The organism is Cyanobacterium sp., assembly GCF_054166785.1.
The window spans coordinates 1-20,436 of record NZ_JBSZCP010000058.1; the positions used below are offsets into that span (position 1 = coordinate 1).

Annotated in this window: 17 protein-coding genes and 1 pseudogene; 4 read left to right on the plus strand and 14 right to left on the minus strand. The window is 38.5% G+C overall.

All coding sequences use genetic code 11. The features are described from left to right. Positions 1 to 188 precede the first annotated feature (188 nt). From ACXITR_RS11940 to leuC, 4 genes are all read right to left on the minus strand, one after another. Positions 189 to 1,346 carry a radical SAM protein gene (locus ACXITR_RS11940; RefSeq protein ID WP_457997445.1) on the minus strand — a complete coding sequence of 386 codons (1,158 nt, stop codon included), beginning with the start codon at positions 1,344 to 1,346 and terminating at the stop codon, positions 189 to 191. Positions 1,347 to 1,429: 83 nt separating this feature from the next. Further along, positions 1,430 to 2,137 carry a hypothetical protein gene (locus tag ACXITR_RS11945; protein WP_457997446.1) on the minus strand — a complete coding sequence of 236 codons (708 nt, stop codon included), beginning with the start codon at positions 2,135 to 2,137 and terminating at the stop codon, positions 1,430 to 1,432. A gap of 191 nt (positions 2,138 to 2,328) precedes the next feature. Continuing rightward, positions 2,329 to 2,784 carry a single-stranded DNA-binding protein gene (locus ACXITR_RS11950; RefSeq protein WP_457997447.1) on the minus strand — a complete coding sequence of 152 codons (456 nt, stop codon included), beginning with the start codon at positions 2,782 to 2,784 and terminating at the stop codon, positions 2,329 to 2,331. Between the two features lie 183 nt (positions 2,785 to 2,967). Next, positions 2,968 to 4,368 (minus strand): 3-isopropylmalate dehydratase large subunit, encoded by a 1,401-nt coding sequence (gene leuC, locus ACXITR_RS11955; RefSeq protein ID WP_457997448.1) that lies wholly within the window; start codon positions 4,366 to 4,368, stop codon positions 2,968 to 2,970. Positions 4,369 to 4,539: 171 nt separating this feature from the next. Here leuC and pyrF point away from each other — a divergent pair, with 171 nt between their 5' ends. Further along, on the plus strand, positions 4,540 to 5,277 hold the full coding sequence (gene pyrF / locus ACXITR_RS11960; protein ID WP_457997449.1) for an orotidine-5'-phosphate decarboxylase: 738 nt from the start codon (positions 4,540 to 4,542) through the stop codon (positions 5,275 to 5,277). 6 nt (positions 5,278 to 5,283) lie between these two features. Here the strand turns inward: pyrF and ACXITR_RS11965 are convergent, their stop codons facing one another. The 9 genes from ACXITR_RS11965 to ACXITR_RS12005 form a co-directional block, all read right to left on the minus strand. Beyond that, positions 5,284 to 6,336, minus strand: a complete 1,053-nt coding sequence (locus ACXITR_RS11965; RefSeq protein ID WP_457997450.1) for an aromatic ring-hydroxylating dioxygenase subunit alpha — start codon at positions 6,334 to 6,336, stop codon at positions 5,284 to 5,286. 87 nt (positions 6,337 to 6,423) lie between these two features. After that, positions 6,424 to 7,317 (minus strand): alpha/beta fold hydrolase, encoded by an 894-nt coding sequence (locus ACXITR_RS11970; RefSeq protein ID WP_457997451.1) that lies wholly within the window; start codon positions 7,315 to 7,317, stop codon positions 6,424 to 6,426. Positions 7,318 to 7,463: 146 nt separating this feature from the next. Continuing rightward, the gene (gene ruvB / locus ACXITR_RS11975; protein ID WP_457997460.1) at positions 7,464 to 8,450 is read right to left on the minus strand and encodes a Holliday junction branch migration DNA helicase RuvB; all 987 of its coding nucleotides are present in this window, start codon (positions 8,448 to 8,450) and stop codon (positions 7,464 to 7,466) included. Between the two features lie 315 nt (positions 8,451 to 8,765). Then, positions 8,766 to 9,701, minus strand: a complete 936-nt coding sequence (locus ACXITR_RS11980) for a GDP-L-fucose synthase family protein (RefSeq protein ID WP_457997452.1) — start codon at positions 9,699 to 9,701, stop codon at positions 8,766 to 8,768. A gap of 54 nt (positions 9,702 to 9,755) precedes the next feature. Then, on the minus strand, positions 9,756 to 10,826 hold the full coding sequence (gene gmd / locus ACXITR_RS11985) for a GDP-mannose 4,6-dehydratase (protein ID WP_457997453.1): 1,071 nt from the start codon (positions 10,824 to 10,826) through the stop codon (positions 9,756 to 9,758). A gap of 200 nt (positions 10,827 to 11,026) precedes the next feature. Continuing rightward, entirely contained in the window at positions 11,027 to 12,223 is a 1,197-nt protein-coding gene (locus tag ACXITR_RS11990; RefSeq protein WP_457997454.1) for a Coenzyme F420 hydrogenase/dehydrogenase, beta subunit C-terminal domain, read from the minus strand. Between the two features lie 198 nt (positions 12,224 to 12,421). Then, positions 12,422 to 13,384 (minus strand): CHAD domain-containing protein, encoded by a 963-nt coding sequence (locus tag ACXITR_RS11995; protein WP_457997455.1) that lies wholly within the window; start codon positions 13,382 to 13,384, stop codon positions 12,422 to 12,424. A gap of 24 nt (positions 13,385 to 13,408) precedes the next feature. Beyond that, the gene (locus ACXITR_RS12000; protein WP_457997456.1) at positions 13,409 to 14,032 is read right to left on the minus strand and encodes a class I SAM-dependent methyltransferase; all 624 of its coding nucleotides are present in this window, start codon (positions 14,030 to 14,032) and stop codon (positions 13,409 to 13,411) included. 239 nt (positions 14,033 to 14,271) lie between these two features. Next, the gene (locus ACXITR_RS12005; protein ID WP_457997457.1) at positions 14,272 to 14,565 is read right to left on the minus strand and encodes a hypothetical protein; all 294 of its coding nucleotides are present in this window, start codon (positions 14,563 to 14,565) and stop codon (positions 14,272 to 14,274) included. 142 nt (positions 14,566 to 14,707) lie between these two features. Between ACXITR_RS12005 and menD the strand changes: the two genes are divergently transcribed. Then, a complete protein-coding gene (gene menD / locus ACXITR_RS12010) occupies positions 14,708 to 16,465 on the plus strand; it encodes a 2-succinyl-5-enolpyruvyl-6-hydroxy-3-cyclohexene-1-carboxylic-acid synthase (RefSeq protein ID WP_457997461.1) in 1,758 nt (585 codons plus the stop codon). Between the two features lie 17 nt (positions 16,466 to 16,482). Beyond that, positions 16,483 to 18,576, plus strand: a complete 2,094-nt coding sequence (locus ACXITR_RS12015; protein WP_457997458.1) for a recombinase family protein — start codon at positions 16,483 to 16,485, stop codon at positions 18,574 to 18,576. 67 nt (positions 18,577 to 18,643) lie between these two features. On the opposite strand, the gene dxr is transcribed toward ACXITR_RS12015, so the two are convergent. Beyond that, positions 18,644 to 19,813 carry a 1-deoxy-D-xylulose-5-phosphate reductoisomerase gene (dxr, locus tag ACXITR_RS12020; RefSeq protein WP_457997459.1) on the minus strand — a complete coding sequence of 390 codons (1,170 nt, stop codon included), beginning with the start codon at positions 19,811 to 19,813 and terminating at the stop codon, positions 18,644 to 18,646. Between the two features lie 320 nt (positions 19,814 to 20,133). Here dxr and ACXITR_RS12025 point away from each other — a divergent pair. Continuing rightward, positions 20,134 to 20,436: pseudogene (locus ACXITR_RS12025) on the plus strand (photosystem II q(b) protein); the annotation flags it as partial.

The window sequence follows — 20,436 nt, forward strand, 5'->3', positions numbered from 1 at the left end:
GCACGAACGTAATGCTCACAACTTCCCCTTAGACTTAGCCTCTGCTGAAGCAGTATCTGCTCCTGTAATCAACGGTTAATTTCTAATCGGAAATTGAGTTTAACAACTAAATAATAACTAAAAAGCACTCTCCTTAATTGGAGGGTGTTTTTTAGTGTTTATGGCTGTCGAGTAAAACAAAATATTGTCTAACTAGGAATCATTTGATTATCTAAAGAAGACGTAAGAGAAGAAGATTCCAAATTATTAAGTAAAAGTTTACCCGAATCTGATTTTTCAATTTCATTAATCATAAACTGAATCATCGGCTTACTAATATTGCACTCTAGTTTTCCAGCTTCATTGTAGGTGCGCTCGCTAGAAATAGCCTCAGCAATGGGTAATTGATTACAATAACCATCAAAGGAACAACTACGACAGGTTTCTAGGCGATTTTGACGAATGGCAACAGTGCGTTTATAGTCAGCGGTTTGTCGAATCTCTAATAAGGATTGACGAAAAACATTTCCCATCAAACCTTCAGGGCAATAGGCATTTCCATGGTTATATACATCTCCGTTAGTATTTATGATGTAAACCCATTCTTCAACTTCAGGATTATAGATTGCTTTTTTGCCATCGGTTAAGTAACGAACGGCAGCTCTGAAATAGTCCCATAGAGGTAGTACACGAATATTTGTAACACTTGCAAATTGAGCTTTTGCCACTTCCTGAAATGCTTTTAAAGTTTGTTCATGGGTAATAAGAATTGGCTCAATCCGGGGGGGTGGATTATTGTGACTGAAAATAGGTAAAATTCTATAGTTAATTTTTAATCTATTGTAAAATTCATAGGTCGGCAAAATATGATCAATATTTCCCTTATGAAGTACCATAATTGCCCCAAAGGGAATGTTTCTATCTATTAACCGTTGCAAGTTGTCTAATACTCTATCTTGAGAGTCTTGCCCTTTTAGGTCAACTCTTTGATTTCCAAAAACATCAAAGGAGATTCCGAGGGTGATTTCTAACTCTTCTAATAAATCGAGGGTAGCATCAGAAACTTTAACGAGATTACTCTGAACCCCATTGCTATATTTTATTCCTGCAGGATCTAAATATTTTCTTTGTAAATCTCGAAAAGAACGTAAATAACTATGGGGTAAGAGTAGGGCTTCTCCACCATGCAACACAAAATGAGGTCGTCTTAGATGCTCTGGTTTCGATTCTAGGTATGGTACTAAGTTACGAAAGAAAAAGTCTAAACCCTCTAAGGGCATTCTTTCTTTATTGGCTAATTCTTCGTACTCATAGCAATAAGTACAACGTAGGTTGCAAAGTTTACTTAACTTGATGACAAAGTGCATTTTTCCTCCTGTTAATGAAATATCCGCAGGGGAGAAAGTTAGTTTTCCTCCCTGTGTCGATGTGACGTGATTTTTTCTCGGCTCTAATTTCTTAAATTAGGAATTGTGGTATTGTTGAGAGGTCTTCCATTGGTTCCGGGTTGGATATTTCGCTGGGGAGGAAAAGATGGATTACCAGGATTTCCCGGATTAATGGGGTTAATAGGATTTACAGGGGTGGGAGTGCGAGTGGGCAAACCGTTGTTGATAGGTTGAACTCGATCAAAAGTCTCTCTTACCCCCGGAACACTACGATTTTCCAGTTGACGACGCATCTCATCATCACCACTGGTATCTCTTTCCCATACGTTTCCATCTCGCCAACCTGCTTCCCTGAAAGGTCCTGCATCAGGACCTCTTTCCCATACATTGCCTTCTCGCCAACTACCACCTTCATCAAAAGCAGATCTTTGGTTAATAATTTGTCCTTTTTCTAGGGTTAAAATTTCTCCACTGGGAAATTTATAATACCCATCGGGTAAAGGAGTGAATCTTCCGCTTTCTGTCATTTGATAGGCTTGATTTCCTTCAATACGAATGCGATTGACTTTAATTTCTTCAACTTTAAAATTGTTTAGTTGTCTTGAGGGTGTTATTTCTCTGTTTTGAGCCATAGCTGATTGTACAAGACTTTGATCTAAGACCTGAAATAGTTGACCAGCTAAACCGCTTTGATGAACTACGGAGAAACCTGTGACCGCAATCAAGGCAATAACAACATTCTGAGCGTTGTTGTTGGTGTTTTTACTCATATATTTTGTGAGTTGTCCTAATTTAAATGGGGAAATATTAACATAAAATCTATGTTTTTAGTGTTGACTTAAGTATAGGAAAAAAGTTCCCCTTTTTTGAATAAAAATTAGTTAAATCAAAACAGGTTTACGGAATAGATGAAGTGATGTAATTATCCCCCAACAAAGAGACGGTCTGTTAGGGGAATAGGTTAAAAAGGAATAGTATCTAGGTTGGTATCATCGGGGGTACTGTAACTTTCTTGGAGATCTTCTGTACTATGATCTTCGTCAAGGAGAGATCCATGATCATTATAGTCAGTATGATTTTCGAGATTCGCTACGCTGTCATGGGGGGGAGAAACCTGAGAGCCTACGGGATGAATTTGAGAGATGGTTAATTCAGCAATTTTTTCTTTATACCCTTGTCTTTCTACTAAATCCATTTTTAAACGTCCAGCGATTACTACTTCGTCGCCTTCTTTATATTTTTGCTCGATTTCTGAGGCTAGATTTCCCCACGCAATTACTTTGAGGGTTGATGGTGGGTTATTGGGAGAGATACTTTCAAACTCTACCATCATTTCACTGATAGCTAGTTGGCTTTCTTGAGTGTATCGTAGTTGGGGACTACGAATGATTTTTGCCATTAAAATGCAACTATTCATGGTTTTGAGTTAGTAATTCAGTACTTAATTACTATTATTACTCATTTTTCGAAAAAAATAACACGGTTTTTTCTTTATTGGGAAAACTGTTTTTTCTGGTTCTCGGGTTGATGTTAAGAGGAAGTTTTTGGTGTTTGAGGGGCTTTTGGATAATCAATGGTGGGCAATGCCCACCCTACTTTTTTATAGTTCTCTTACATCGGCGACTTTACCATGGACGGCGGCGGCTACTACCATGGCGGGGCTCATTAATAATGTTCTACCTTGGGCGGAACCTTGACGACCTTTAAAGTTACGATTGGAAGAGGAGGCACTAATTTGATCTCCCTGTAGTTTGTCTGGGTTCATGGCTAAACACATGGAGCAACCCGGTTCGCGCCATTCAAAACCTGCTTCGACAAAAATTTTGTGTAATCCTTCGGCTTCTGCTGCTTTTTTGACTCTTTCAGAACCCGGTACGACAAAGGCTTTGACGTTTTGGGCTACGTGATGTCCTTGGGCAATTTTGGCGGCTTCTCGTAAGTCACTGATTCTGCCGTTGGTACAACTACCGATAAAACATACATCGATGGGAGTTCCTTTGATGGGTTGCCCGGGTTTGAGTTGCATGTATTCAAAGGCTTGAACTGCAATTTCCTTGTCATTTTCAGAAAGACTGTCGAGGTTAGGCATGGATTCATTGATCCCGATACCTTGGCTGGGAGTAATACCCCATGTGACGGTGGGTTCAATTTCTGAGGCATCAAAGGTGACAACGTCATCATATTGGGCATTTTCATCACTGCGCAGACTTTGCCACCATTGCACTGCTTCTTCCCATTTTTCTCCTTTGGGTGCAAAATCACGATCTTTAAGATAGTCGTAGGTGGTTTGGTCTGGATTTACATAACCGCAACGGGCGCCCCCTTCTATGGACATATTACAGACGGTCATTCTTTCTTCCATACTCATCTGCTCGAAGGTTGTTCCTGCGTATTCGTAGGCGTAGCCCACACCGCCGTTGACTCCTAGTTTACGGATGATATGGAGGATGACATCTTTGGCGTACACTCCTTGGGGTAGGGTGCCGTTTACTTCGATTTTTTTTACTTTTAGTTTGGTGAGGGAAAGGGTTTGGGATGATAATACGTCTCTTACTTGGGAGGTTCCAATACCAAAGGCGATCGCACCGAAGGCTCCATGGGTGGAGGTATGGGAATCACCACAGGCAATGGTCATGCCGGGTTGGGTTAAACCTTGTTCGGGGGCAATTACGTGGACGATACCTTGATTTCCTGAGTTGGTGTTATAAAATCTGATGCCGTTTTCCTTGGTGTTATTTTCCAAGGCTTGGATCATTTCTTCGGCTAGGGTATCTACAAAGGGACGGGCTTGGCTTTCGGTGGGTACGATGTGATCTACTGTGGCGACGGTGCGATGGGGAAATAAGACTTTTAAACCCCTTTCTCTCAACATTGCAAAGGCTTGGGGGCTGGTTACTTCATGGATTAAGTGTAAGCCGATAAATAGTTGGGTTTGTCCTGAGGGCAATGTGCCGACGGTGTGCAAGTCCCAGACTTTATCGAATAGTGTTCCTTTACTCATAATAATTATTTTTACAACTGCTCTTAATATATCTATTATCCTTGACAAGCGATATTTTACGCAACGGAAGTAGTTGATAATTGAGAATGGATAATTAATAATAAAATCAATCACCCTTACCCTTCATTTCCCGATTTCTGATAAACTAACTGAATCTCAATTGGTTTATATATGGAAAGTCCTAGCGATAAAATAATTGTTCCTTTAGATGTTCCCGATGCCCAAAGTGCGATCGCCCTTATTCATAGTTTACCCGAAGTTAGTTTCTGGAAAGTAGGGCTAGAGTTGTTCGTTGCCACGGGGGGCGAAGTATTACAATTTCTGAAGGATGAAGGGAAAAAAATATTTCTCGATCTCAAATTCCATGACATTCCCAACACCGTCAAAAACGCCACAAAATCAGTTTTAAAATATGATGTGGACTTACTCACCATCCACGCCACCGCAGGACGGGAAGCCCTCAAAGCAGCCAAAGAAATAGTTTTAGAGGGGGGGCAGGGTCGCCCAAAACTTCTTGCTATCACGGTTTTAACGAGCATTAGTAGCCGTCAATTAGCCTTTGACCTCAAAGTTCCCATAGAACTGCCTGAATATGCCTTAAATAATGCTTTACTCGCCAAAGAATCGGGGATGGATGGAGCGGTATGTTCCCCCCAAGAAGCATCAAAGTTAAAGGAAGTGTGCGGAGATGATTTTATTCTAGTTTGCCCCGGAGTACGTCCAGAATGGTCGCTAAAAGGGGATCAACAGCGTGTTATGACCCCCGCAAGGGCGATCGCCTCTGGAGCTGATTATTTAGTAATTGGCCGCCCCATTACCCAAGCTGAAAATCCCTCCCAGGCATGGGCGAAAATCATCGAGGAAATCGAAGGAAAGGGGAATAGGGAACAGGGAAAAGATAATAATTAGTTATTGTCAATTGTCCATTGTCTTTGTAAACTGAGTGATGATCAACTGTTGCACCTTGGCGATCGCACGGTTTAACTCATAATTACGCCGTAAAGGATTCTCATTAAAAGCCTTTTGCTCTTGAATAATCATCTCCACATCCTGAACAATTAACCCCTCCAATAAACCCTTAGCCGCATTAAAAAGACTACCTTTAATAAAACGTCTAAACCAGACAGGCAACTTATGTAAACGCCAAAAAGACTCCAAAGAAGTAAAATGGACAAGATACGCCTTAGTCGTCGTTTCATTAACAGGGCAAAATAGACAATAAATTCTAAAATCTTGCCCTAAACTAGAACTCCAATGGGGATAAACATAGCTAACCCTCAAAGGTTCGGGATGTAACTTCCGTAAAGAAGGGAAAAATAACTGAGAAATCGACCAAATTTTATCAATGCGATAATAACTCTGGGCATCATATAACACATCCACCCTCGTATCACTCACATCAATTTTATTGAGAGTAGCCGAAGCCCACGCCTGATAGTTGTCGTGTAGATGTCCATGGTGCATATCCATCAAATTCTCAATTAAATAAGAATAATGCCCCGGGCAATCAACCTGAGCCACACTAGCAATATAATTTAAATGCTCCCACTCAGGTAAACCCATGGGGCTAACCGCATCACTATCTCCATCCCCCGGGAATAACCAGATAAAACCATCCAACTCTTGGACAGGATAACTTTTAATTTTGCAACTAGGTAACTTTTGCTTTTCTTCGAGGTAAGGTACAAAAGAGCAACTTCCTCCCTCATCAAATCGCCACCCATGATAAGCACATTCCACACTATCATTCACCACCTTCCCCGCACTTAACTTTACCTGACGATGGGGACAACGATCTTCCAAAGCATTAATTTTTCCTTGGCTATCTCGGAAAAGGACAATTTCATTATGCCAAAGGGTTACACTAACAGGTTTGTCAGTAACTTCTACACATCTAGCTACCACATACCAATGATTTAAATTTATTCCGCAAGTGCGCACATTTGGCTTGTATTCTAATTGTCCCATAACCTTCGTAATTCAGTTGTAAACCTAAACAATAATATATTACAAAGCTAAAGATCGACAAATTCATCAAAAATTAATGGTGATAGCTTAGACTTCTAGGGGTTGTAATTTTTCACTATCCATAACCCAATCCCTTAAAATGGGATTTACCACCTCTGGGGCTTCATCTTGGGGGCAATGCCCTAAACCTTCGAGGGGAATAAACCGTTTCACTGTGGCAAAATTAGCCCATTCTTTCGCCATCTCAATGGGTTCCCATGGATCTTCTGTACCCCATAAAATGATCGCAGGGCAGGGCAAAATAGGTAATAATTCCTCCGCCAATGGTCCCCCTGAGTATCCCGTAAAAGCAAGAAATACCGCCGCCGCACCTACATCTTGAGAGGGTTGATAGATTAACTCAATTAAATCATCGGTAATGGCATCACTACGGCGATAGGCTTGGGATAAAATTCTGCGAATAACTTTGGGCTTGGCGATTTGTTGAAAGAAAAAGTTACCAATGGCTCTATTTTTCAATACTTTTTGCATGGCTGTGGCACCCACATTACGCACCCAAGGAAGACTCTTTCTTTTGCTCTCGTGTAACAATCGGAGGGAACAATTTAGGGCGGCAATGCCCAATACTAGGTCAGGAAAATCTACGGCGGTTTGCATTATCACCACACAACCGATGGAGTTACCCACCAGATATACGGGGCTACCGACTATTTCTTTACAAAAATCTGCTACCTGTTGCGCCCATATGTCGAAGGTATAGCTAATGTCTTGATCTGGTTCTGGTTTTGCCGATGCCCCAAAGCCAATTAAATCAAGGGCATAACAACGGAAGTCTTCCCCTAAGACGGGGATATTTTTGCGCCAATGTCCACAGTTTGCCCCAAAGCCATGGACTAACACCACCGCAGGGCCTTCTTTTTTTCCGTAGGATTGGTAGCCGATGTTATAACCCCGCCATTGCCATGTTTGATAGTTCAACATTATTGATGCTTAGATTTTTTTTATTCCTTTAATCTCTATTGTAAAGTAATGTTAAGCTCTATGGGTTTTCAATTAGGGAAGTCTTTGGGATAGGGTTCAAATTCAATCCCATCATCCACGCCAGTAAAATCCTGAATTGTGCTTGACTATATTTGTAATAAATGTTCTTGGGCTTTTTCCGTGGCGATTCTTCCTCGGTGGGTACGGTTGATAAAGCCGATTTGTAATAGGTAGGGTTCGTAAACTTCTTCGATGGTTTTTGCGTCTTCTCCTGTGGCAGAGGCGATCGCATCTAGCCCTACTGGGCCACCGTTAAACTGTTCTATGATGGTGGAAAGTACCAGTCTATCTGTCCAATCTAGCCCTAGGCGATCGACATTATGAAGGTCAAGGGCTTCACTGGCGGTGTTTTGGTCAATTTTTTTAACACCTTTTACCTGAGCAAAATCCCTCACCCTGCGCAAAAGACGATTAGTGATGCGGGGAGTACCCCTCGAGCGACGGGCAATTTCTTGCGCCCCTTGTTCGTCAATATTAACATCGAATATTTGGGCAGATCTTTTGACGATTTCCGTTAATTCATCGAGTTGATAGAATTGTAACCTTTGAATCAAGCCAAAACGATCGCGCAGGGGGGAAGTTAATGAACCGATTTTGGTGGTGGCACCGATGAGGGTAAAAGGTTTTAGGGGAATACTACGAATTTTTGCCGATTGCCCTTTCCCGATGGTTACATCTAACCTGTTATCTTCCATGGCAGGGTACAGTAATTCCTCCGTTACCCGATTGAGACGGTGAATTTCATCGATAAATAAAATATCCCCTGCTTGTAAAGAGACTAATAAGCCGATAATATCCCGAGGGCGCTCGAGGGCTGGGGCTGCGGTAATTTTGCAGTTTACCCCCATTTCCGAAGCTAAAATGAGGGACATGGTGGTTTTACCCAGTCCAGGGGGACCATATAATAGGATATGATCTAAAGAATCTTGCCGTTGTTTCGCCGCTGCGATCGCAATGTTTAGCACCCCTTTTAAATCTTTCTGGCCAATATAATCAGCCAATTTTTGAGGTCTAATCTTATCCTCATTTTGCTCCCCATCTTCCGCAATTTGTTGAGGCAATAAAATATCCATATCCTCCGAGGAAGGAGCTTGAAATTTACTCTTACGCTGAAGGGGTAAACGCTCTTTTTTATCCTGAGATGATGATCTTTTTATTGCCATTATTTTGATTAAGATTGAGGTTTTTCTAATGGAGATACAGTCTTCCCTGTCACCCCACCGTGTAATGAATTACACGGCTAATATTATTTCGTTCAATAAATTGAACTAAGATTTTAACACTAATAATTTGTAAGTGATCAAGCGGACTTGATATTAGAAGTATGAGGGCAACCGATACTACTGTAAAAGATTCAAACTCTACAATTCTCAATTATCAATTCTCAATTATCCATTACTAACATACCAATCAATGGTGTTTTTCAACCCCTGACGTAGTTCCATATTAGCAGTGAAACCAAAAGTCTCCTTTGCCTTAGAAGTATCTAAACATCGGCGGGGTTGCCCATTGGGTTTATCGGTTTGCCACTCCAACTCCCCTTCAAAACCCATCAAATCACAGATTAACTCAATTAAATCTTTGATGGAAATTTCAAAATTAGTACCCAAATTAATCGGCTCAGGGGAATTATATAACTGAGTTGCCATGACAATACCCCTCGCTGCATCATTGGAGTATAAAAATTCACGGGTAGGGCTACCATCACCCCAAACGGGAATTACTTTTTCTCCTTTTTGTAAGGCTTCATGGACTTTTTTAATTAGCGCTGGTATTACATGGGAACTTTCGGGGTTAAAGTTATCCTCGGGGCCATAGAGGTTAACGGGCAGTAGGTAAATACCGTTAAAGTTATATTGTTGGCGGTAAGACTCTAGTTGTACTAAAAGGGCTTTTTTAGCGATACCATAGGGGGCGTTGGTTTCTTCGGGATAACCATTCCATAAGTCTTCCTCCTTAAAAGGTACGGGGGTAAACTTAGGATAGGCACAAATAGTACCGACACAGGTAAATTTTTCTACCCCTGCTTGATAGGAGGCGTGGATAAGTTGTGTTCCCATCATCAAGTTATCGTAGAATAGTTCCGCTGGTTTAGCTTGGTTTAAACCGATACCTCCCACATGGGCGGCAAGGTGAATGACGATGTCTTGATTTTCTACGGCTTTTTGGCAGTTTTCCCAGATGGTGAGGTCACAATCTTTGGAGCGGGGAATGGTGATGTTATCCATTTTAGCCCCTGCGTTGAGTAGTTCAGCTACTACTTGTTTACCGAGAAATCCGGAGCCTCCGGTTACTAATATTTTTTTGTTGGTTAATTCGATCATGGGGAGTTAATTGATAGTTGATAATGGATAATTGATAATTAACATCAATAAAATTTAATTAACGTTGTGCAAAACGCCATGACGGATATAGGCTTGATCTGTTACGGGTACTCCTGTTTGGGTTTTTAAACCGAAGGCTTCTAAGTCAGCATCAACCATAAGGGCGACTAATTCGGGGAAGGTAACGGAGGGTTTCCACCCCAAGACTTCTTTTGATTTTGTAGGATCTCCGATTAATAAGTCAACTTCGGCGGGGCGTAAATAACGTTCGTCAAAGCGTACATAGTCTTCCCATTTCAAGTTAACGTAGTTGAAGGCTAGTTCTAAAAATTCTTTGACGGAGTGGGTTTCTCCTGTGGCGATGACGTAATCATCGGGTTTTTCCTGTTGCAACATTAACCACATGGCAACCACATAATCTTTTGCGTAGCCCCAATCTCTTTTGGAGTCTAGGTTTCCTAAAAATAGTTCTTTTTGTTGTCCTGCGACGATACGGGCGATCGCCCTTGTAATTTTACGAGTTACAAAGGTTTCTCCACGGCGGGGGCTTTCATGGTTAAAAAGAATGCCGTTACAGGCAAACATATTATAGGATTCCCGATGGTTGACGGTTTGCCAATGGGCATAAACTTTACCACAGGCGTAGGGGCTACGGGGATAAAAAGGAGTGGTTTCTTTTTGGGGAATTTCTACCACTTTCCCAAACATTTCCGATGACCCTGCCTGATAATATTTTACTTGGGCATCATGGTAATTTTGATAGTCTCGGATGGCTTCTAAAAGTCTGAGAGTACCCATGGCAACGGTATCTACGGTAAATTCTGGGGCATCAAAACTAACTCTAACGTGGGATTGCGCCCCAAGGTTATAAACCTCGTCGGGTTGTACTTCTTCTAAAATTCGTCTTAGGGTAGTACCGTCGGTTAAGTCTCCATAATGAAGAAATAATCGAGCATCGGGGTTATGGGAGTCTTGGTAAATGTGGTCGATTCTGTCAGTGTTAAATGTGGAGGTACGGCGGATAATACCATGTACTTCATAGTCTTTACTCAAGAGTAATTCAGCTAAATATGAGCCATCTTGTCCTGTAATTCCTGTGATTAGGGCTTTGGTACGTTTTTCCATTTTATTTTTATAATTGGTTGACTATCAAGAAAATGGACTGCAAACAATGGATAGTTAAACTTCCCTTCAATATATTTTGTTTAACTTTGTTTCTCTTTTGTTCGCTTTCCATGGACGTTTGCTATGGAAGCATCATCATTGTATGACGATTTATTAAAAATGTTATGTTTTTGCAATTCTACACGGTAAATTTAGATTTCTCAATTTTTGGGTAGTTTATATTGAGAAACAATTTTTTTCGCATAGTCGGGTACATGGGCTTCTAATTTTTCAGGATAGTTACGTTTAACGTACAAATAATTACGAGTAAAATGGGAATCGATGGAAAATCGGGCATATTCTAAGCCTTGGGGACCTACTTTTTCGATGACTACCCCCATTAATTTAGCTGCCCACATGGGTAGTGTAACCCCTTTATCATAGGCTGGAATGCTATTTTGTACCGCCTGAGTGCGATCGCCTTTAGACATCACAGGTTGAGTTTTTAGTTGATCTTGCACTAAATCTAACATTTCTTGCCCCGTATCATTCCTTACCACAATCCATTGCCAACCAAAAGGCGAACCCATATAACCCACCACCAAATCGGCTAAGGAATTGACATAATCAAAACAAGTCATACAAGAAGGGGCAAACACATCTTTTAACTGATTAGTCTTTAAACCAAAGAAAGGTACTTTTTCCACCCGTCCATCTTCATGTTTAAAATGTACCCGAAAATCTTGCATAAACTCGTAAGCTACCACGGTATCAGGAGAATCGCTGGTGGTATCTAAAAATTTTTGTAATCCCGCACGGGTAACGTTATCAACGCAGGGTGTACCTAAGACGTAGAGTTTTTCTAAACCTAACTTATCTTCTACTTCTCGCAAGGCTTGAATTTGACAGCCTACCCCAATCACCAATAGCCGTTTCATCCCTGAGCGTTCGATTTGTTCTAATACGGATAGATTAGGAGAAAGGGTGGGTTTATTTACCCTCGCCCCCAAAATTTCCTCTGTAGTGGTGGCAATTATGGGTTTAGGTTGAAAACGATCTGTTTCGCTATTTTGGACGCATACAACCCCTTCTACTAGCCCTTGGGTTAACATTTCACAGGCGATCGCACTTACAATTCCTGTCCATTGCGCCCCTTCGATGGGTTCTTTTTTCTGGGCTGTAATCATCTGTTGATGTACCCCAAAATAAATATCATTTTCATTATCTAAATCCCGAGAGCGCCCATGGGCTTGGGTTTCTAACTCCGCAATTTGTTGATGAATAAAAGCACAGGCTTCTTTTACATAATGGATATAGTAGGTATCACACAACCCACACTCACTACACAACTCTTTAGCGGGGCGACGACTACCTGCTTTGAGGGCTTTGGCTTTTTTATGGCTTGTAGTTGCAGACATTTAGTTTATTAAATTTAGTTATCTTATGGCTTTTCTCTTTATTTTAACCAACCAAGGGCAAAGCAAGAAATGATAATGGATAATGGATAATAGATTATTGATAATAAATAGTTAGTAAAAAGCAAAAAGTAAAAGGAAACAAATATTATTTATTCATTCTTAATTATTAACACCTATTATTTACCATAGGAGCAGTAATTATAAACTAAATATTTTGTGCAAATTTAAGGTTTTCATCTCTAACAAAAATATTCTTTGTATTTTCTGCCAATTCATCCATTGTTGCCGTTGATCATTGATAATTAAATTATTTAAACTAGGTAGTTTTTTCCTCCAATTTTTACCAATTATTTTTTTTATTGTGCCGATTAAAACTGTATTATCTTGAATATTACCTAAAATTTCTTGTGCTTGTACTACCAACTGCAAAAAATCATCATAGGACTGTCCATAACAGTTAGTTAATAGTTCCATTTGATAACGAGTTTTTTTAGCTTCTTTCCGTAAATCATGGATAATTTCTTCATGGTATAGTAATAAATTATCTACTTCTTCAAGGCTATAGTTTTCTTTTACAATAATTTGATTTTTTTCATTTATTTGAGTACCAACTAACCATCCTGATTGTAATAATAAATGACTTACTTGGGGGGAAATAAGATGGTTGGCAACCCTATCGATGGGTAGGGAAGCCACTAGATTAAACTGAGGTTTTTTTAACCATTGTTTTAGGGAAACTTTTATTTTTTTATATTCTTTCCCTTTTAATGTTTTGATGATGTTTTTTTGATAGCTTTTATTTTTCTCCTCTAATTTTTCAATAAATTGTTGACAGATTTCTTTTTCACAGTCATTAAGAAAGTCATAATAGTATTTAAGTAAATTTTCTTTTAAAACATCATTGTCTCTTTTTTTTCCTAAAATTTGAGCGATTTTACCTATGCTTTTTTCCTCTACTATCTTCGGTAAATCTAAAGCGGGAGAAAAGCCTATTAACACACTTCTTAATTTTCTTAATCCTACCCTCATTTGATGTACATATTCTGGATCTTCATCAGCTAAAACTCCCTTTTCATTTTTAATTATTTTTTTCGTACTAAGGGCGATCGCACTGTAAGCATAATCAGCGAAAGTTTGAGGATTTTTAGTATTAATATCCATAAATAATAACTCCTTTTTATTAGCTTATTTTTGAGCTTGAATTACCTGTAAACTACCACCACCATAAAACTTTTTAGTAATAACTTTAAAACCTTGACTCCGTAACATTTGCGGTAAATCAGTCTTGATTAATTGCCATGCCGTTTCAGTTTCAAACAACCACATAAAAATATTTAATCCGGGGATAAAAAGAGGATTATGGGGCTTATGTAAATCAATAAAAGTAAAAATTCCGTTAGGTTTCAAAACTCGATAAACCTCCGCAAAAATCTGCGTTAACTCTTCCGTGTTCATTTCATGTAAAGCTACGCTAGTATGAACAATATCAAATTTATCTGCACTAAAAGGCATTTCTTGGGCAAAACCTTCCACATATTCTGCTTGGGGGACATTTTTTTTCGCTTCCTCTAAGGCAAAAGGAGATATATCTAACCCCGTCACTTCATGGGAATATTGCACCAAAAATTTAGTAGTCTGCCCCTTACCACAACATAAGTCTAGGATTTTTGTATTTTCTTCTAGGGTAATATTTTGCAGGGCTAAATTACGAAATCTTTTCTCTCCTCCTACGGGTAAAGCGGCTAAACGAGAGATAGTATCATACAGCCACTGATGTTTATAACTGAGAGGACGTAAAAAAGTTGCCATGATAATTTAATTGATAATTGATAATTGATAATTGATAATTGATAATTGATAATTAAGTCTATTTATAGTTTGCGTTGTAATAGTTAAAATCAAGGATTAAATGATCTCAGTAGCTTGGATTTTGTTTCCTAAATTCTCTAATTTATGAAGTTACTTAATTATGGAATATTGTTGAATTATATTTAAAATACTGTTACTATTGCCCATTCCCCATTAAACTAAATTTAGTAATCCCCAATTTATAATTTGCTAGATACTTGTCGCAGGACATCGGGGATAATAGTATCTTCAGAAAACTCTAAAATAGTCTCACTATAGCCAAGATAACCTGAATTAGTAAAAAATAGTAACATTCGAGAGAGGGCAAACCATACTTCTTCTTCAAATTCCCAGTCTTTAGAAGGGGGAGAATACCCACTAATAGATTTTAAAGCCCAGAAATAATTATTTCTGACAATGGAAGCATTTTTTTTGTATTCTGGAAGGTCATTTTTATTGATATAAAGTATATTATCTTGAAAATAACTGTGCATTATAAAATCTGTTTTTAGTCTGTTTAATTATACTTCTATTAATCTAATTAGTGAAACTACAATAGTTGTTTATCACTGATAAATAAATCAAAATATATGATAAAATTATAGATTAATAAATAAGATGAATTTGTTTCACATAATGGGTTTAGATTTTCGGAATATAAATACTGTTTGGAGTTCTTTAATTGTTGATACTTTTGCCAATTTAGGATTAAAAAATGCTATCATTTGCCCCGGTTCTCGTTCTACCCCTTTAACCATTGCCTTTGCTCAACATCCTACCATAAAAACAATTCCTATTTTAGATGAGCGTTCGGCAAGTTTTTTTGCCATTGGCATGGCTAAAAGTAGCGGTAAACCTACCGTCTTGGTTTGTACATCTGGTACGGCAGGAGCTAATTTTTTTCCTGCGGTTATTGAAGCTAAATATAGTCATATTCCTTTAATTATTTTAACAGGCGATCGCCCCCCAGAACTAAGAGAGTGTCATGCAGGACAAACCATTAATCAAATTAATTTATATGGTAATTATCCCCAATGGCAAACAGAATTATCATTACCCTCTATGGAATTAGAAAGGCTTTTTTATCTACGACAAAATATTATTCATGGATGGGAAAAAAGTATCAATCCCGTAAAAGGAGTAATTCATTTTAATGTACCTTTTCGTGAACCATTAGCACCTATTAAACAGCTAAATTATACGAAAGCTGAAAAAGATGTAATTGAGAGTAAAATTTTATTGAAGAATCTTAATCATCTCCCTTTTAAGGTTAACTATCATACTGATTATGAAGTTATTGTTTCCCAATGGCAAAAATATGAGAAAGGAATCATTATTGCGGGGGTAGATTCTCCCCACGATAGCGAATTATATATCAGGGCAGTGTCACTTTTATCCCAAAAATTAAATTTCCCAGTATTAACAGAAGCCCTATCACCCGTAAGAAATTATGCTCAATATAATCAAAATTTAGTTTCTACCTACGACATCATTTTAAGAAATCAAGAATATCAGAAACAATTAAAGCCAGAAATCGTTATTTTAATAGGGGAATATCCCACCAGTAAAGAATTAAGAAAATGGTTAACCGAAAATAAAACATTAACCTATATTATTACCCCCACCCATGACAATTTAGATGCCATTCACAGCAACACTCAACACCTAAGAATGGATATTACAGAATTAGGACATAATCTCGACAAAATATCCACTAATAGCCTAACAAAAACATCCCAAGAATATCTCAATCAATGGTTAAAAACTGAGCAAAAAATTAAACAAAAAATTAACCAGATAATGGATAACCATGACGAATTATTTGAAGGCAAAATATCATGGTTGCTGTCAAAAACCTTACCCCCCCGCATACCTATTTTTATAGCCAATAGTATGTCCGTAAGATACGCCGAATATTTCTGGCAAACCAATTCAACAGAAAGAGAAATTTACTTTAGTCGTGGTGCCAATGGTATTGATGGCACTTTATCCACTGCCCTCGGCATTGCCCAAGAAAAGAAACAAGCAGTATTATTAACAGGTGACTTGGCATTGTTACATGATACCAACGGATTTTTGATTAGTAAAAACTTATCTGGAAGTCTAACTATTATTTTGGTGAATAATGATGGAGGAGGAATTTTTGAAATGTTACCTATTGCTGAGTTTGATAATATTTTTGAAGAATATTTTGCTACCCCCCAAAACATTGACTTTCAAAATTTAAGTAAAACCTATGGGATAGAATATAAATTAATAGAAAACTGGCAAGAATTAATTAGACACATTCAAAATTTACCCTCTCAAGGAATTAGACTCTTAGAAGTCAAAACCAATCGTAAATATGATTCATGGTGGTTGAAAAATAATTTATCAAAACTTAGTCAAAGCTAGTAAATTTTAAAAAGTTAATGATACAAAATAATACTCTTTGGATAGAAGGAAACAGTTGTTGTGGTAAAACAACTACCTTAGTTGATTACTTAATAGAATGGATAGAAAAAGAAAGTACACAAAAATCTACACCTCTAATTAAACCTCCCTTAATTTTAGCTTTCAACCGTGAAAAAAGACTTAATCTACAGGAGTTAATTTTTAAGAAAGATAATAAATTAGATTGTACCATAGAGATCAAAACTCCATCAGCCTTTATGATGAATGAAGTGGAGTTATTTTTTCCTCTAATAGCGAAACAGTTAAATATTAAAAGTTTATTTCCCATTCGTTTATATCCAGAAACTGAGCAAGAATTGGCATCTCAATTATGGCGGGAATCCATTAGCTTAGATATATTATCTTTATTTGGCAGTGAGTCTATTTTTGTCCGTCGTTTACTCGATTTATTACAATTAGCTGGAATGGCAGGAATTCCTCCCGAGGATATTTCTAGTAATTTAGAAAAAGGGGAAATATTTTTAGTTGATGCTCTTGATAGTAATTTATGGCAAACTATTGATAAGCTCTTATTAAAATGGCGTTTATGGTGTTTGGATAAAGGCTTACTAAGTTATGGAATTATTTATGAACTTTATTGGCATTATTTGTTACCTAATCAAGACTATCAACATAGTTTACTAAAAAGATATGGTGCTGTGTTTGCTGATGATTTAGATAATTTTCCTGCCACCATGGGGGATTTGTTTAAGTTTTTTATCTCCCATGATTATCGATGTGTTTTTACTTATAATAATAAGGGAAAAGTACGGTTAGGATTGAATGCAGATCCTGATTATTTAAAAACGATTGCTCAAAATTGCAAACAAGAATTGTTAACTATTTCTCCTACTGACAATAAGTTAATAAAATTAGAATCTTCTATTAAAATATTGCTTGAGGAAAATGTTATTGATAGGGATAGTTATGAGAATATTTTTTCTATAAAAACTAGGGCAAGGGCGCAGTTAATTAAGGAGGTGGCAGATTTTATTATTGATAATATCAAACAAGGAAATGTAAATCCCTCCGAAGTTGCTATCATTGCCCCCGGTTTAGATGAAGTTGCCCGTTTTAGCTTTTTACATTTTTTCCGAGAAAATGCCATTCTTATGGAGCCTTTACAGGAGAAACGACCCCTTATCGCCTCCCCCCTCGTGCGATCGCACTTAACCCTATTAGGATTGATTTTTGGGGGCAATGGGAGATTAATTGAAAGGGATATGGTGGCAGAAATGTTAACGGTATTATCCCCTAAAGCCATGACAGAATCAGGATTACAACCAAGTATTGACCCCGTTAGGGCTGGACTACTAGCCGACTACTGCTATCATATTGACATTGAGTCACCTTCTCTACTATCTATTGATCATTTTACATCGGGCGATCGCCTTAGCTACAACACATTTATCGCCTATAACAAAATCAGAGATTGGGTAAACCAACTAAAACAAGAAACCAAAGACAAAAAACTATCTCCCCTTATAGTCATCGATAGAATTAATCAACAATATTTCCGTGACATTCAATCCCTTAACTATACCCAAATAAATAACCTGCGGGAATTTAAACAAAGCGCCTCCCACTTTTGGGCAATTCAATGCCGACTAGGCAAAGAAAAACAAACCAGAGAATGTTTAGCAGAGTTTATCATTCTCCTACGTAAAGGCACCATTACCGCCAATCCTTATCCCGTCAATCCCTTGCTTTCACAAGAAAAAGGAGTAACCCTCGCCACCATCTATCAATATCGCACCTCAAATCAGAAGCATCGTTGGCAATTTTGGCTTGATGCGGGTTCAAATCTTTGGAGTAAAGGTGGGGCCGCCGAACTATTTGCCTCTCCCCTTTTCCTTCGAGGATGGGATAAAAAACCTTTAACCATAGAATATCAACAAAACCAAGAAAAGGATCGAATTGATCGAGTTATCCATGATTTATTATCCCGTGCCAAAGATAAAATTTTTCTGTGTCATAGTGACTTAGACATCAACGGCAACGAGCAAATGGGGGGGCTTTTAAGTTTGATTTACCTTGCCCCTTCTATCTATCTTCAAAATCAAGACATATGAGAAAATACCCCTCGATTACAAAATAAGAGGGGTTGCTGGAAAAATCAGCCGATCAATTTTTTCTTCCTTAAGCCAATACCGTGAGAGATTGTAGCACTTCTCTTCTAGCCCATTTATCCGCCTCAATTATATCATCTAAACTGGGTTGAGCTTTATTTTGGGTCGAAAAGCGATCGCACACAGTCTCAATTAGACGGGGAATATCAAGAAAAGCAATTTTTTCTTCGAGGAAAAGAGCCACCGCTTGTTCATTTGCCGCATTCAACACCGCAGGTAAACAACCTCCAGCCCTACCAGCAGAGTAAGCCAACTGCATACAAGGATACTTCTGATGATCAGGTTCACGGAAAGTAAGACTACCCACCTTCACTAAATCCAAAGAGTCCCAATTAGTATAAAGGCGATCGGGATAAGAAAGCGCATAAAGTAAAGGTAAACGCATATCCGCCCATCCCAACTGAGCCAAAACAGAAGTATCTTGCAACTCAATCATCGAATGGATAATACTCTGGGGATGAATCACAATATCAATATCATCATAGTCCAGACCAAAAAGATAATGCGCCTCAATCACCTCTAACCCCTTATTCATCAGAGTAGCAGAATCAATGGTAATTTTTTGACCCATAGACCAATTAGGATGTTTAAGAGCATCCTTAACCGTTACTGAAGCCAACTTTTCCACAGGTAAATCACGAAAAGAACCCCCAGAAGCCGTTAAAATAATCTTTCTTAAACCCTTATCAGGCACACCCTGTAAACACTGGAAAATCGCCGAATGTTCCGAATCCGCAGGAAATAGCTTTACCCCATATTCTTCCACCAGAGGCAGTACCACAGGGCCGCCAGCAATCAAAGTCTCCTTATTCGCAAGGGCAATATCTTTTCCCGCCTTAATCGCCGCAATGGTAGGTAACAAACCAGCACAGCCAACAATACCAGTGACAACACTTTGCGCACTTCCATGTCTTGCCACCTCACAAATACCATCACTACCCCCCAAAAGAATAGGCTGATAATCCAAATTACTTAACAATTCTTTTAAGGAAGGTAAATTATTCTCATCTCGAATGGCAACAATTTCCGGTCTAAATTCCTTAATTTGTTGGGCAAGGAGGGTTAAATTACTACCAGCGGCCAATCCAATTACCCGAAACTGCTGGGGATTTTCCCTCACAATATCCAAGGTTTGAGTACCAATAGATCCAGTTGATCCTAATATAGAAATTGATTTCATAGCTTAGTGTGTCAAGGTGATGATCAATATCTTATTACACATTGGCTTTTTAATCAGCTTGATCCATCCCAATATTTGTTTACATAACGTTTTATTTATTTTCCTTGGGTGAGAAAAATTTAAAACAACCTACAGCCCTTGCCACAAAAGACTTACAGCCAACAATATATATCCTTATGTAACGAAAAGTAACAATATTTGTAGCTTTTTTTTCAGAAAGTCCTTGACAAAACTTTACATAATCGTTAATATATAAATGTGAGGCAAACAACTTCACACAAAGTACCTCGAAAAAAATTCATAAAGCAATCATAACTAATATGACTACCACTTTACAACAACAACAGTCTTCCGCATGGGAGCAGTTTTGTCAGTGGATCACCTCTACCAACAACCGCCTCTATGTAGGTTGGTTCGGTGTATTAATGATCCCTTGTCTATTAACTGCAACCACTTGTTTCCTAATCGCTTTCGTAGCTGCGCCCCCCGTGGACATCGACGGAATCCGTGAGCCTGTAGCAGGTTCTTTATTATACGGAAACAACATCATCTCTGGAGCAGTAGTACCTAGCTCTAACGCTATCGGTCTTCACTTCTACCCTATTTGGGAAGCAGCATCCTTA

What these genes read in the sequence shown, in the direction of transcription:
- ACXITR_RS11965 (WP_457997450.1), bottom strand. Translation starts at nt 6,336, where the DNA reads ATGGGACAATTAGAATACAAGCCAAATGTGCGCACTTGCGGAATAAAT.
- ACXITR_RS12005 (WP_457997457.1), bottom strand. Translation starts at nt 14,565, where the DNA reads ATGCACAGTTATTTTCAAGATAATATACTTTATATCAATAAAAATGAC.
- pyrF (WP_457997449.1), top strand. Translation starts at nt 4,540, where the DNA reads ATGGAAAGTCCTAGCGATAAAATAATTGTTCCTTTAGATGTTCCCGAT.
- ruvB (WP_457997460.1), bottom strand. Translation starts at nt 8,450, where the DNA reads ATGGATATTTTATTGCCTCAACAAATTGCGGAAGATGGGGAGCAAAAT.
- ACXITR_RS11945 (WP_457997446.1), bottom strand. Translation starts at nt 2,137, where the DNA reads ATGAGTAAAAACACCAACAACAACGCTCAGAATGTTGTTATTGCCTTG.
- ACXITR_RS12015 (WP_457997458.1), top strand. Translation starts at nt 16,483, where the DNA reads ATGATACAAAATAATACTCTTTGGATAGAAGGAAACAGTTGTTGTGGT.
- ACXITR_RS11990 (WP_457997454.1), bottom strand. Translation starts at nt 12,223, where the DNA reads ATGTCTGCAACTACAAGCCATAAAAAAGCCAAAGCCCTCAAAGCAGGT.
- gmd (WP_457997453.1), bottom strand. Translation starts at nt 10,826, where the DNA reads ATGGAAAAACGTACCAAAGCCCTAATCACAGGAATTACAGGACAAGAT.
- dxr (WP_457997459.1), bottom strand. Translation starts at nt 19,813, where the DNA reads ATGAAATCAATTTCTATATTAGGATCAACTGGATCTATTGGTACTCAA.
- ACXITR_RS11995 (WP_457997455.1), bottom strand. Translation starts at nt 13,384, where the DNA reads ATGGATATTAATACTAAAAATCCTCAAACTTTCGCTGATTATGCTTAC.
- ACXITR_RS11980 (WP_457997452.1), bottom strand. Translation starts at nt 9,701, where the DNA reads ATGATCGAATTAACCAACAAAAAAATATTAGTAACCGGAGGCTCCGGA.
- ACXITR_RS11940 (WP_457997445.1), bottom strand. Translation starts at nt 1,346, where the DNA reads ATGCACTTTGTCATCAAGTTAAGTAAACTTTGCAACCTACGTTGTACT.
- ACXITR_RS11950 (WP_457997447.1), bottom strand. Translation starts at nt 2,784, where the DNA reads ATGAATAGTTGCATTTTAATGGCAAAAATCATTCGTAGTCCCCAACTA.
- leuC (WP_457997448.1), bottom strand. Translation starts at nt 4,368, where the DNA reads ATGAGTAAAGGAACACTATTCGATAAAGTCTGGGACTTGCACACCGTC.
- ACXITR_RS11970 (WP_457997451.1), bottom strand. Translation starts at nt 7,317, where the DNA reads ATGTTGAACTATCAAACATGGCAATGGCGGGGTTATAACATCGGCTAC.
- menD (WP_457997461.1), top strand. Translation starts at nt 14,708, where the DNA reads ATGGGTTTAGATTTTCGGAATATAAATACTGTTTGGAGTTCTTTAATT.
- ACXITR_RS12000 (WP_457997456.1), bottom strand. Translation starts at nt 14,032, where the DNA reads ATGGCAACTTTTTTACGTCCTCTCAGTTATAAACATCAGTGGCTGTAT.